Consider the following 13,174-nt stretch of genomic DNA (forward strand, 5'->3'; position numbering starts at 1 on the left):
TACGAGAGTGTTATCAGCCGCCGGAAGATGCTGGCGGTGGCCGGCGCGTCCGGCATGGCTGCCCTCGCGGGGTGTAGTGGTGGTGACCCGGAGTCCGACGGCAACGGTAGCGGCGACGGGAACGGCGGTGGCGGTGGTGGCGGTAACAACAGCAGCAACGGCGGCGGTAACCAGGTCTACGACGCGACCTACGTCAACGCGTACACCGGTAATCCGGTCGACCTCCACTTCAACAGCCAGGCGACCCAGAACTTCAGCTGGCCCGCGGGACGGGCCGTCTTCGCCCCCTTCCTGAAGTACTCGTTCAACAAGAGCACGTTCCTCCTCGGCGCCCTCAGCGACCTCCAGATCCAGGACCAGGAGGTCACGCTCACGTTCCGCGAGGACCTGTCGTGGGACAACGGCGACGACTGGACCACCGAGGACTTCGACGTGCAGATGCAGCTCGCGAAGAAGACCGGGATGACCATCTGGGGCTATCTCGACGGGTACGAGATCGACGACGAGCGCACCGCTACCCTCCAGCTCTCCGGGCCGACGAACCCCCAGATCATCAAGTTCGAGCTGACGAACTTCTTCGTGGACGTGAAGAAGGAGGTCCACGGGGAGTTCGTCGACCAGGACGCGGCGGAGTTCCTCCAGTGGTCCTACGAGGAGCCGGTCGCGAGCGGGCCGTTCTCGTTCGTCACCAAGGACCAGCAGGCGTTCGAGTTCGAGCGCAACGAGAACTTCTACGACGCCGACAACGTCAACTTCGGGACGTACCTCATCGAGAGCTACGGTGGGAACACCGCCCAGCACCAGGCGCTGATGGGCAACCAGGTCGACGCGGCGACCAGCCTGTTCACGCCGCCGGAGATCAAGAACCAGTTCCCCGACCACGTCGTCGAGGTGAACGTCCCCGCGAAGTGGGGGTACGGTATCGTCTTCAACCACGACGACCCCGTGTTCGGTCAGCGGGCGGTCCGCCAGGCGGTCGCTCACGTCATCAACCGGCAGGCCATCGTCGACAACGCGGGTCCCGAGTCGAAGTTCGTCGCTCCGTCGCCCTGTGGCATCGCGCCTCGCGACCAGGAGTACTGGCTCGGTGACTGGTTCGGCGACTTCGAGACCTACGGTCCGGAGTCGAGCCAGACCGACAAGGCGACGCAGCTCCTCGAGGACGCCGGCTTCTCCAAGCAGGGCGGGACCTGGACCGACGGCGACGGCAACAAGGCCAGCGGGCAGTACTACACGCCGGCGGGCTGGACCGACTGGACGACGATGACCCAGACGGTCGTCAGCCAGCTCAACGACTTCGGGTTCGACTTCTCCATCAGCTCCAAGCCGACCAACGACTGGTTCAACCAGTACTCCAACAGCAACTTCAAGATGGGTGCGCTGTACTGGCTGCCGGGCGGGTCGCGCTCGGCGTTCCCGTACTTCCCGCTGTACTACCAGCTCTGGGAGTCCGAGATCGGCGGCGGGCACAACTACCGCGAGATCGCCCAGTCCGAACAGACGATTCCCGCCCGCGGCGGCGGCGAGATGACGCTCACTCCGCTGGACACGGTCAAAGAGATCGCACGCCAGCCGTCCGACGAGGAGTCGCGGCCGTTCGTCCAGGAGGCGGCGTGGCACAACCACATCGACCTGCCGTTCCTCGGCCTCGTCTCGAAGTTCGAACAGTCGTGGACGACGAACGACGAGTGGACGGTCGCACCCGAGGGGAGCGAGAACCGGCGCGTCAAGTGGCCGCAGTTCTGGTGGCCGCAGACGGGCGACCTGCAGTACAAGGGATAGCCTCTCGATACGTTTAACTGACCCACTCCTGTTCAATCTCTCATGAACTACTACCTCAGACGGACGGCTAGGATTCCGCTCACCGTGTTAGCGGTCGCCACGCTCACGTTCGGACTGATTCGCCTGCTTCCGGGGGGACCGTTCACGCAGTTGCGTCTCGAACTGCTCCGCCAGGGTGTGCCCGTCGAACAGGTCGACGCGCGCATCGAGGCGCTCCAGAACATCCGGCCCGACGCGCCGCTGTGGCAGCAGTACCTCGACTACCTCGCCGGGGTCGCGCGACTGGACCTCGGGGAGTCCATCTCGCTCGGCGTCCCCGTCATGGACGTCATCGCCAGGGCGCTCCCCTGGACGGTGTTACTCGTCGTCGTCTCGACGGTGTTGATGTTCGTCTTCGGCGTCCTGATCGGTGCGATACAGGCCTACTGGGAGGGCTCCCGGTTCGACAAGGCGCTCTCGGGCGGGTCCATCTTCGTGATGGCCGTGCCGTACTACATCTTCGCGGTCATCTTCGTCTACCTGCTGGCCTACCAGTGGGGGTGGTTCCCGACCGGGAACGCGCACGCACGCGGCGTCACCCCAGGCTTCAACCTCGACTTCCTGGTGAGCGTCGCGAAGCACGCGGTGCTCCCGATCCTCGCGTTCACCATCGGCGGTATCGGGTCGACGGCGCTCAGCATGCGCTCGAACAGCGTCCAGGTGCTCGGCGAGGAGTTCGTCGAGGTCGCACGGCTCCGCGGCCTCGGTGACGGACGCATCGCAACCCGCTACGTCGCCCAGAACGCCATCCTGCCGATGTACACGGGCCTGCTCCTGTTGATCGGGTTCCGGCTCGGGGGCACGGTCGTCCTCGAGGAGATCTTCTCGTACCCCGGGCTCGGCTACTACCTCATCTCGGCGGTCAACGCGAACGACTACCCGCTGATGATGGGCTGTTTCCTCGTCATCACGGTGACGCTGGTCGTCGGGGTGTACATCGCCGACCTGACGTACGGTCTCATCGACCCACGCATCAGCACGGGGGACGCCGATGGCTACTGAGACCGACTCCCAGTCCTCCGAGGAGATCGACTGGCGCTCGGAGTCGTCGTCGGTCGAGATGAGCCGCGGCGACCGGCTCCGGGAGTTCTACCGGAGCTGGGTCTACGAACCGGCCGTCATCGCGTGGTCCGACTGGCGGACGCGCATCGGCCTGTTCATCCTGGGCGTCTACCTCCTCATGGCCGTCGTGGAGGTCGCCGGACTCTGGCGGAATCCGAGTCCCAACCAGGCCCAGGCGTGGCTCCAGCCGTTCGAGAACTGGGCGTACCCGCTCGGGACGACCCGGTCGGGCGTGGACCTGCTGGCGCTCATCATCGAGTCCACGCCGTTCATCCTGTTGATGGTCCTCGCGGGCGGCGTCTGGGCGACGTTCCTCGCGGTCGTCGTCGGGACCGTCTCGGGGTACAAGGGCGGACGGGTCGACAACGTCATCATGTCCATCTCGGACTTCTTCATGGCGATCCCCGGCCTCCCGCTCGTCATCATCCTGGCCATCGCGCTGAGTCCGGAGAACCCTATCCTGCTCGGGGTCGTCCTGACCATCAACTACTGGGCGGGGCTGGGCCGTTCGATACGGGCACAGGTCCTCTCGATCCGGGAGGCGAGCTACGTCGAGGCGGCCCGGACGATGGGGACGAGCACGCCGCGCATCATCGTCAAGGACGTGCTCCCGAACATCATGCCGTACGTGATGGTGAACTTCGTGTTCGCGGCACGCTACACGGTGTTCGCGTCCGTCGGGCTCTACCTCATCGGTGTGCTGCCCTACACCGGACAGAACTGGGGCGTGACGCTGAGCAACGCGTACTACCAGGGTGCGCTGTTCAGCACGTCGGCGCTCCACTGGCTGCTGGTCCCGATAATCGCCATCGTCGGGCTGGCCTTCGGGCTCATCCTGGTGAGCCAGGGGATGGACCGGCTGTTCAACCCGAGAGTCCGGACCCGGCTCCGCGGCGAGTCCGAGTCCGTCGAGGAAGAAGAGAGCAGTTCGACGAACACGGGGATGTTCTAGATGTCATCAAACAGTTCACTCGGCGGTCAGACCGAATCGAGGGGGGTCAGCGACCCCATCCTGGAGATTAGCGACACGAACGTGACCTACAGCGGGGGTGAGACGCACGTCCTCGAGGACGTCAACGTCGACATCGAGCGCCGCGAGGTGCTCGGCATCGTCGGCGAGAGCGGCAGCGGGAAGTCGATGTTCGCCTCGGCGCTGCTGGACGCAGTTCCCGACCCCGGCAGACTCACGGGGAGCATCCGCTACAACCGCGAGGACGGGTCGTCGGTCGACGTCCTGGAGTTGAGCGACGAGGAGCTCCGCAAGTTCCGCTGGGAGGAGGTGTCGATGGTGTTCCAGGGGGCGATGAGCTCGTTCAACCCGACGATGAAGGTCGAGACGCACTTCACGGAGACGCTGAAGACCCACGACAAGAACGTCTCCGAGGGCATGGAGTTCGCCCGCGAACTCCTCCGCGACCTCTATCTCGAACCCGAGCGGGTGCTCGACTCCTACCCCCACGAGCTCTCGGGTGGGATGCAGCAGCGCGCGCTCATCGCACTGAGCATGGTGCTGAACCCGGAGGTGCTGGTGATGGACGAGCCGACGGCCGCGCTCGACCTGCTGATGCAGCGCTCCATCCTCCGACTGCTCGACACCCTGCAGTCGGAGTACGACCTGACCATCATCTTCATCACCCACGACCTACCGCTGGTGGCGTCGCTGGCCGACCGCATGGCCATCATCTACGCGTTCCAGTTCGCCGAGATCGGTCCGCGCGACGAGATAATCGGGAACTCCGCGCACCCGTACACGCGGAAGCTGCTGAACGCGACGCCGAACCTCGACGCGCCGCTGGAGGAGATGAAACCCATCGAGGGCGAGGGACCGGCCCCGGTGAACCTCCCGTCGGGCTGTCGGTTCCACCCGCGCTGTCCGCTCGCGACGGAGAAGTGCATCGTCGACGACCCGCCGCTCGCGGCCGTCGACGACAGCACGCACCGCAGCGCGTGTCACTACAAGGAGGAGGCCCGCGAGGAGATACCGCTCAACTTCGGCGAGACGGCAACCGAGGTCGAGCGGGTCGAGCGGACCGGCGAGCAGCGGACCCAGCAGAACGGTGGGGTCCGGACCACTGCCCCCGGTGAACAGCCGCTCCTCGCGCTCGACGACGTCGAGGTCCACTTCGAGAAGGAACAGGGACTGCTCGATCGGTTCGGCGGCGACCCCGACGTGGTCCGGGCCGTCGACGGCGTCTCGCTCGACATCGAGGAGCAGGACCTCGTCTGCCTCCTCGGCGAGTCGGGCTGTGGCAAGACGACGCTCGGCAAGACGATGATCGGACTCCAGAAGCCGACCGGCGGCACCATCGAGTACCAGGGACAGGACATCTGGGAGGCCGGTCGGAACACCGAGATAACGAAGGAGGAGATCCGCTCGGCGCTCCAGATCATCCACCAGGACCCGGGGAGCGCGCTCAACCCCAACCGGCGTATCGTCAACATCCTCTCCGAGCCGCTGCGCCACACCCACCCGAACATCGGCGTCAACGAGCGGCGGAGCCGTATCCACTCGCTGCTCGAACGCGTCGGGATGACGCCGGCGGACGACTTCATGAGCCGGTACCCACACCAGCTCTCGGGCGGCGAGAAACAGCGCGTCGTCCTCGCACGAGCGCTGTTGATGAACCCCAACGCCATCCTCGCCGACGAGGCCATCAGCGCGGTGGACGTCTCGCTGCGCATCGAGATCATGGACCTGATGCTGGAGCTACAGGAGGAGTTCGACACCTCGTTCCTGTTCATCAGCCACGACCTCTCGAACGCGCGGTACTTCGCCGAACACGGTGACGGTCGCATCGCCGTGATGTACCTCGGAGAGATCGTCGAGATCGGGACGGCAGAGCGTCTCATCCACGACCCGCGCCACCCCTACACCGAGGTGCTCCGCTGGGCGACGCCGAACCTCGACCTCGAAGCGATGGAGGCCGACGACCCGCCCATCCGGGAGGTCGACGTGCCGGACCCGGTCAACCCGCCCTCCGGCTGCCGGTTCCACACTCGCTGTCCGGTCGCCCGCGAGGCCTGCCGGGAGGAACACCCCGAGTTGCAGGCGGTCGACGGTGGCGACGGGAGCGCCGCCTGCTTCCGCGAGGACCCGAACCACGAGTACTGGGACAGCGAACCGCTCCCCGGGGCGGTCGAGGAGCGGGACGGACTCGCGGAGAACTGACGCGTCGCCCGGTGGTTCCGTCCGCGTCGTGTCGCGGCACCCGCCGCAGCCATCGTCCGTCGATGCGAACGTTTTAGTTATCGAAGCGGTACCACGGCTCATGGACCGTGCCCTCGTCGTCGTCGACGATAGCGAACAGAGCCACCGACTGCTCCGGGCGGCGGGTGACATCGCCGCCGGCGTCGGTGCGAACCTCTACCTGTTCTCCAGTCTCGACCCCGACGAGTTCGACGAGACGAGGGCCGCGCTCGACGCCATCGGGAAGGTCGAGGACACCTCCTACGGCAAGACCGACGCGATGGGGGCGGTTCACTCCCGCCTCGAACGGACCGTCGCGGAGGTGTTCGACGACCCACCGTTCGACTACGAGACCATCGGCGTCGTGACGGAGGAAGGCGACCGGGCGTCGAAGATACTCGCGGCCGCGGACGAACACGACTGCGATCACGTCTTCGTCGCCGGGAAGCGACGGTCGCCGACCGGGAAGGTGCTGTTCGGGGACACCGTTCAGAAGGTGCTGTTGAACTTCGACGGGGAGGTGACGGTTCGCCTCGGATGAACCGAGTCGCCCCGTCACTCGACGCCAGTCGCCGGTCGGTGAGGTCGACTCACGGAACGACGACACAGACCCATCGACCGACCCACCGCCCGACCCACGACCGACGACGGCCATGACGCGGTACGAACCCGAGTGTCGGGACGGGACGCTGTTCCTCGTCGGCGACGACGACCGGCTGGAGGTCGGGACCGTCGACGACGTCGTGGACGCCGTCGGCGGCGAGACGTACACCATCACGTACGACGAGCGCCAGCGGACACAGCCGTGGCTCGACACCGACGACCAGGGGCGCCTCGACGTGGACGTCCGCGAGACGGCGACGACGCTGACCCACACCGACGACCTCGTCGCGGACCTCCGGGAGTACGGCATGGAGACCGAGCGGTACGGGCTCCCCACGCGGACGGTGATGTTCGCGGACCGACTCGTGGACATCCTCGACCGACAGGGCGACCCCGACGACTGACACGGCCGGTCGGCCAGGACGGTCCGGTGGATAGCAGGCCATCTCCCCGCCGTCCGCCCGGTTTTATAGTCACACCCGGCGAGGTCGAACTACGATGACACACGAGGACGGGTCGGTCCCCGAGGCGTCGGCCTCGACCATCGACGACCTGCTACAGGAGATGACGCTCGAAGAGAAGGCGGGACAGCTCGTCGGGAGTTTCGTCGGGAAACTCGGCGAGGCCGAACGCTCGCCCGAAGACGTCGAGCGAGAGATCGTCGACTCCGGCGTCGGTGCCGTCTCACCGTTCGGTATCGGCATCTCGACGCGCGACGACCCCGAACTGGCGGTGGAGACGGCGAACCGACTCCAGCGGGTCGCCGTCGAGGAGACCAGGCTCGGCATCCCGCTGCTCGTCCCCGTCGACGCCGTCCACGGCCACGCGTACATCAACGGCGCCACGGTGTTCCCCCACAGCATCGGCATGGCGGCGACGCGTGACCCTGACCTCGTCGAACGCGCCGGAACGGCCACGTCGCGGGAACTGACGGCGACGGGCGCGACGCTGAACTACGGGCCGACCTGCGACGTCGCCCGCGACCAGCGCTGGGGGCGCGTCTTCGAGACGTACGGCGAGAGCGCGTACCTCTGTGGCGAACTCGCGGCGGCCGAGATTCGAGGGCTCCACGCACCGGACGACCCGATGGGGGTCACGGCGAAGCACTTCCCGGCGTACGGCCAGCCAGCGCGCGGCGAGGACGCCTCGGCCGTCGACGTCTCGGAGTCGTCGCTCCGGCGGGACTTCCTCCCGCCGTTCGAGCGCGTCCTCGACGCCGCGGACGTGGTGATGCCCTGTTACAACTCCATCGACGGCGAACCGGGGCACTCCTCCGAGCGCTTCCTGACGGACCTGCTGCGCGGCGAGTTCGGCTTCGACGGCGTCGTCACGTCCGACTGGGGCGGTGTCGACCACCTCTACCAGTACCACCGCACGGCCGACTCGCGGTCGACCGCCGCACGGCAGGCGTTCGAAGCGGGCCTCGACCTGGTCTCCGTCGGCGGTCCCGACTACGCCGAGACGCTCTGCGAACTCGTCAGGAACGAGGAGCTCTCCGAGCGCCGGCTCACCGAGAGCGCCCGGGCGGTCCTCGAACTGAAGGCCTCGCTCGGCCTGTTCGAGGACCCGTACGTCGACCCGGAGCGCGTCGGCGAGGACGTCGGCTGCGCGGCCCACCGCGACCTGTCGCTGGACGCCGCCCGCGACTCGATGACGCTGCTGGAGAACGACGGCACGCTCCCGTTCGACGAGTCGGTCGACGACGTGCTCGTCACCGGACCGAACGCCGACGACCTGCACCACCAGTTCGGCGGGTGGAGCGTGATGGACGAGTCGAACCTGGAGGGCGTGACGGTCCGAGAGGGCATCGAGGCCGTCGTCGGCGAGGAACGCGTGACCTACGAACAGGGCGCGAGCATCACCGAACGACTCGACGTGGAGGCGGCGGCCGACGCCGCCAGCGACGCCGACGCCGCCGTCGTCGTCCTCGGCGAGGACTGGTACCTCCACGAGTTCGGCCCCCGCGAGGTGAGCCAGCCGACCGGCGAGTTCCCGACCCGGACGCAACTGGAACTGCCTCCTGCCCAGCGCGACCTGCTGGAGGCGGTGACGGAGACGGGGACGCCGACGGCGCTCGTGGTGATAGCGGGCCGTCCGCTGTCGATTCCGTGGGCAGCAGAGCACGTCCCCGGAGTCCTGTTCGCGTACTATCCCGGCATGGACGGCGGGACGGCCGTCGCGGAGACGCTGTTCGGCCGGAACGACCCGAGCGGCCGGTTACCCATCTCGGTCCCCCGCTCGACCGGTCACCTGCCGACGCGGTTCGACCACCTGCGCCACCCGACGCCCATCGGCGACGCCGAGCACCCGCCCTCGTACGACCCGCTGTACGCGTTCGGCCACGGCCTGACCTACACCGACTTCGAGGTGCGTGACCTGCGCCTGTCGTCGGCGACGGTCGGCACGGCCGGGACGGTCACCGCGTCGGTGACCGTCGAGAACCTCGGCGAGCGCTCGAGCGCACGCGCGGTCGACCTGTTCGTCGAGGACGTCGTCAGTTCGCGGGTGACGCCCGTCCGCGAGCACGTCGGCTGTGCGAAGGCACGGCTCGACCCCGGCGAGGAGACGACGCTCTCGATGGACGTCGCGGTCGAGGACCTCGCGGTCCACGGGCGGGACTACGAGCGGGTCGAACCGGGGGCGTTCGTCTTCGAGTGCGCCGACGAGCGGGTGGAGCTGACCGTGGAATCGCGCTCGTCGATGTAGTCGCGGGACCGGGGACCGTCGGTATTCCTGTGCGAAGAAATGCGCGAGCACTGCGAGGAGGTTCGCCGCCGTACTGCCGTCAGTTCCGGTTCGACCCGACCACGACGCGCTCGCCGGTGTCGGCCGCCTCGTAGACGGCGGCGATGGCTCGCAGGTCGGCCAGTCCGTGTTCGCCGTCCGGGTGGGGTGACGCCCCGGAGAGCAGGCAGTCCGCGAAGTAGTCGAACTCCTCGGTCATCTGATTCACCGGCGGCACCTGTACCTCGACGCGCTGTTCGCCACTGCGGACGGTCATGAACCTCGTCTGGTCGGGGTAGAAGACGGGCTCGAGCAGGATTTCGCCCTCGGTGCCGACGACGCGGAAGCTGCTGGCGCGCTGGGCGTTCTGACTCGCGGTACAGCTCACTTCCGTCCCGTCGTCGAAGGTGGCCTCGAAACTGGCGTGTTCGTCGGGGACGTCGGCGAACGCCTCGTGTTCGGCGGTGAACTGCGCGCCGACCGACACCGGGTCGGCGTCGAGGACGAACCGCGCGGTGTTGAGCGGGTAGATGCCGAGGTCCATCACGGTCGCGCCGTAGCCGGTGAGGTCGGGGTCCAGCCGCCACTGGTCGGGGTCCGGGATGACCTCCATGAGTCGCTGGGACATGTGGCCGTGGACCTGCACCGGGTCGCCGATTTCGCCGTCGCGGACGAGTTCCCGCGCCCGCCGGACCGCCGGGTCGGTCTGCATCCGGTAGGCGACCATCAGCGGGACGTCTCCCGACTCGGCCGCCGCGACGACCCGTTCGGCGCGCTCGACGCTCGCCTCGATGGGTTTCTCGCAGAGCACGGCCTTCCCGTACTCCGCGGCGGCCTCGACGTACGGCAGGTGGAGGGCGTTCGGCGTGACGACGTAGACGGCGTCGTAGGCGTCTCTGGCCTCGCCGTCGAGGAACTCGTCGTAGGTGAGCGCGTCGGTGACGGTGTCGGTGTCCGCGGCGACGCGGTCTGCCTTCTCGTGTGACCCGCTGACGACGACGGTCGTCTCGCAGAACGTCGACGACTCGATGGCGGGCATGGCCTCCTCTCGCGTCCACCAGCCGAGGCCGACCAGTGCGAAGCGGACGGTCCCGTCCTCCGAGCGCTGCCAGTCCCGCCGGTCGAACCCGTCGACCCCTTGCTCGAACATCATACTCGCTCCTGTGTCCGTCGCGTACAAATAGGCTCGTACTCCGGTCGATTCTCGCGATGGGTGACCGTCGTCGAGCGCGCGGCCTGTAGCCTACCGCTGCCGTATCACCAAGAGCCAAGTACTGCTGGCCACCCAGTGTCGACCGATGGTATCGGACTGCCCGCAGTGTAGCGGAAGGGTCGAACGGACCAGTCGCGGCGACGTCGTCTGTGGGGAGTGCGGGTTCGCCCCGCCCCACGGCGCCGACTGACGCGACGCGGTTCGGCCGACGCCGAGACGACACCGAGCGCCCCACCATGCGACGGCCTCGACCGCGGTCTGTGTCCAGGTTCGTCGCGGATAGCGGCGCGTCCGTCGACGGCCCTCTGCACTCACGAGTCCGGAGTCCCCGAGTGTCCGACCGCCCGAGCATCCCGAGCGCGTCGCCTCAGCCGAACGACGGGCCGTCGACGGACTCGTTCCGGGCGTCCCGCCAGGTGTGCTCCGCCTCCCAGCCGAGGTCCTCCCGTGCCTTCGCCGTCGTGAACGCGCACTCCTCGCCCTCGACGTCGAACGGGTCGGGCAGGTCGCCGCCCGTCACCGCCTCGAACAGGCGCTCGGTGTCGACGCCCGCGTAGTTGTCCGGCGCGTGAGCGAGGTACGGTTCGTGGCCGTCGAGGTCCGTCCGAATCGACCGGACGAACTGGTCGGCGAGGTCGCGGACGTCGACGTACGACCAGAAGTTGCCGACGCCGGGCGGGCGGGTGCCCGGTTCGATGGCCCCGATGTCGACAGCCTCGCGGTTGGCGGTGGTCTGGTACGCGCCGGGGTACTGCACCCACGAGGGGCGAATCGAGGCGACCTGGACCCCGTAGCGCCGGACCACCATCTCGGCGACCTCCTCCCCCGCCACCTTCGACGTGCCGTAGGGGTCCTCCGGGCGCATCGGGTGGGACTCGTCGATGGGGAGGTAGTCGGGCAGCAGGAGGTCCTCCGAGAAGGGGAACCCGTAGGCGGACTCGCTGGACGCCCACGAGACGCGCGCACCAACGCGACCCGCCGCGGTGAGGACGTTGTACGTCGAGAGCGTGTTGTTCGAGAAGACGCGCGACCCGGCGTGCGAGGTCGGGTCGGGGATGGCGGCGAGGTGGACCACGGCGTCCGGGTCGGCGCTGTCGAGCAGTTCGAGCGTCTCGCCCGCGTCGGTGAGGTCCGCCTCGTAGAAGTCGACGTTCTCGACGCGTTCGTCGGGCGTGTACCGGTCGATACAGACGACGTCGCTCCCGTCGGTCGCGAGTCGGTCGACGACCCAGCGCCCGACGCCGCCGAGGCCGCCGGTCACGGCTACCACGTCTGAATGGTCGCTCATCGTCCGTGAGTGGACGGTCGCGTGCTTCAATCCACGGACACCGGCGAGGGCGTGAGGCCGCTGGATAGCTGAGAGGTGACGCCACCACGACGTCGGATTGCCGGTTCCCGTAGGGTGAACCGCACCGTCGCGAACGTCCCGCCGTGACGATTCGAATCGTGCTGGTCGGCACCGGTAATCAGGGTGCGGCGTGGGCGCGGGAGTTCCTCCCGGCGAACGAGGCGGACGGCACCGTCGAGGTGGTCGCGGCCGTCGACCCCGACGAGGAGGCGCTCGAACGCGGCCGCGAACTGCTCGACCTCCCATCCGAGCGCTGTTACGCCTCCACCGAGGCAGCCATCGAGGAACGGGAGGCCGACGCGCTGGCGCTCGTCGTCCCGCCGCACGTCCGCGAACCGCTGGTGGACCTCGCGGTCGAACACGGACTCGACCTGCTCTGTGAGAAACCGCTGGCCCACGCCATGGAGAGTGCGGCGCGCATCGTTCAGCGCACCGAGGACGCGGGTCTGAAGGTCGGCGTGACGATGACCCAGCGGTTCCGTCGGGACGTGCGGACCCTCCGCCGGCACGTCCGCTCGGGCGAGTACGGTCCGGTCGACAACTGCTACTGCCGATACGCGACCAACGCTCGCTCCTACGGCACCTGGAAGCCCGAGCGACTGTACGACGAGGAACACCACCCGATGCTCGTCGAGGGGGCCATCCACCACCTCGACCTGCTCGCGGACCTGGTCGACGACCGGGTTCGGACGGTGTTCTGCAACGCCTGGAACCCCGAACACTCCGAGTTCGCGGGTGCGCCGAACGCGACCGTCCACCTCGTCACCGAGGGGGGGACGAGCGTCACTTACGAAGGGCTGAACACCGTCGCGGCGACGTTCAACGGGTGGGGCGCGGAGCACGTTCGCGTCGACTGCGTGGACGCGACGCTGGCGCTCGACGGCCACGAACTGCGGGCGTTCCCGTACGACCGCGACGCGGAGGGGTTCACTGGGGGCACCCGCTTCGAAGAGGGGACGCCGATACCCCTCGACGAGCGGGCGAAGTGGGGCAACGCGTGGCTCGTCGAGCAGTTCGCCGACTGGTGTTCGGGCGGCGACGCGATGGAGACGAACGCGCGGGACAACCTGCGGTCGATGGCCACCGTGTTCGCCGCCATCGAGAGCGCCGAGACCGGCGAGGCGGTCGACGTGCCGTCGCTCCTCGCCGACGTCGAGACCGCGGCCCGAGAGGTCTGAGATAGGTCGCGGCAGTCACGAGCGTGTCCTCACGAGGT

10 protein-coding genes are annotated in these 13,174 nt (G+C 68.0%); 8 read left to right on the forward strand and 2 right to left on the reverse strand.

What is annotated here, in order from left to right:
* Positions 1 to 27 precede the first annotated feature (27 nt).
* The 7 genes from MX571_RS20295 (at position 28) to MX571_RS20325 (ending at position 9,379) form a co-directional block, all read left to right on the forward strand.
* Positions 28 to 1,782 (forward strand): ABC transporter substrate-binding protein, encoded by a 1,755-nt coding sequence (locus tag MX571_RS20295; protein ID WP_379752048.1) that lies wholly within the window; start codon positions 28 to 30, stop codon positions 1,780 to 1,782.
* A gap of 42 nt (positions 1,783 to 1,824) precedes the next feature.
* Positions 1,825 to 2,823, forward strand: a complete 999-nt coding sequence (locus tag MX571_RS20300) for an ABC transporter permease (RefSeq protein WP_247420843.1) — start codon at positions 1,825 to 1,827, stop codon at positions 2,821 to 2,823.
* Positions 2,813 to 3,835, forward strand: coding sequence for an ABC transporter permease (locus MX571_RS20305; protein ID WP_247420846.1), 1,023 nt, complete (start codon positions 2,813 to 2,815; stop codon positions 3,833 to 3,835). Before MX571_RS20300 ends, MX571_RS20305 begins: the two co-directional genes overlap by 11 nt.
* The gene (locus MX571_RS20310; RefSeq protein WP_247420851.1) at positions 3,836 to 6,052 is read left to right on the forward strand and encodes an ABC transporter ATP-binding protein; all 2,217 of its coding nucleotides are present in this window, start codon (positions 3,836 to 3,838) and stop codon (positions 6,050 to 6,052) included. It abuts the gene before it with no gap.
* Between the two features lie 100 nt (positions 6,053 to 6,152).
* Positions 6,153 to 6,611 (forward strand): universal stress protein, encoded by a 459-nt coding sequence (locus MX571_RS20315; protein ID WP_247420855.1) that lies wholly within the window; start codon positions 6,153 to 6,155, stop codon positions 6,609 to 6,611.
* Positions 6,612 to 6,723: 112 nt separating this feature from the next.
* Entirely contained in the window at positions 6,724 to 7,077 is a 354-nt protein-coding gene (locus tag MX571_RS20320) for a hypothetical protein (protein WP_247420859.1), read from the forward strand.
* Positions 7,078 to 7,171: 94 nt separating this feature from the next.
* Positions 7,172 to 9,379: a glycoside hydrolase family 3 N-terminal domain-containing protein gene (locus MX571_RS20325; RefSeq protein WP_247420862.1), complete on the forward strand. Its 2,208-nt coding sequence runs from the start codon at positions 7,172 to 7,174 to the stop codon at positions 9,377 to 9,379.
* A 79-nt stretch (positions 9,380 to 9,458) separates the two neighbouring features.
* Here MX571_RS20325 and gfo6 read toward each other — a convergent pair whose 3' ends face one another.
* Both gfo6 and MX571_RS20335 read right to left on the reverse strand, forming a co-directional pair.
* A complete protein-coding gene (gfo6, locus tag MX571_RS20330; protein ID WP_247420865.1) occupies positions 9,459 to 10,550 on the reverse strand; it encodes a D-xylose 1-dehydrogenase Gfo6 in 1,092 nt (363 codons plus the stop codon).
* Positions 10,551 to 10,977: 427 nt separating this feature from the next.
* Positions 10,978 to 11,898 carry an NAD-dependent epimerase/dehydratase family protein gene (locus tag MX571_RS20335; protein ID WP_247420875.1) on the reverse strand — a complete coding sequence of 307 codons (921 nt, stop codon included), beginning with the start codon at positions 11,896 to 11,898 and terminating at the stop codon, positions 10,978 to 10,980.
* Between the two features lie 143 nt (positions 11,899 to 12,041).
* On the opposite strand from MX571_RS20335, the gene MX571_RS20340 reads away from it, so the two are divergent.
* Positions 12,042 to 13,136 (forward strand): Gfo/Idh/MocA family protein, encoded by a 1,095-nt coding sequence (locus tag MX571_RS20340; RefSeq protein WP_247420878.1) that lies wholly within the window; start codon positions 12,042 to 12,044, stop codon positions 13,134 to 13,136.
* Positions 13,137 to 13,174: the final 38 nt, after the last annotated feature.

Origin of the sequence: Halomarina salina (genome assembly GCF_023074835.1) — an archaeon.
GTDB classification, from domain to species: domain Archaea; phylum Halobacteriota; class Halobacteria; order Halobacteriales; family Haloarculaceae; genus Halomarina; species Halomarina salina.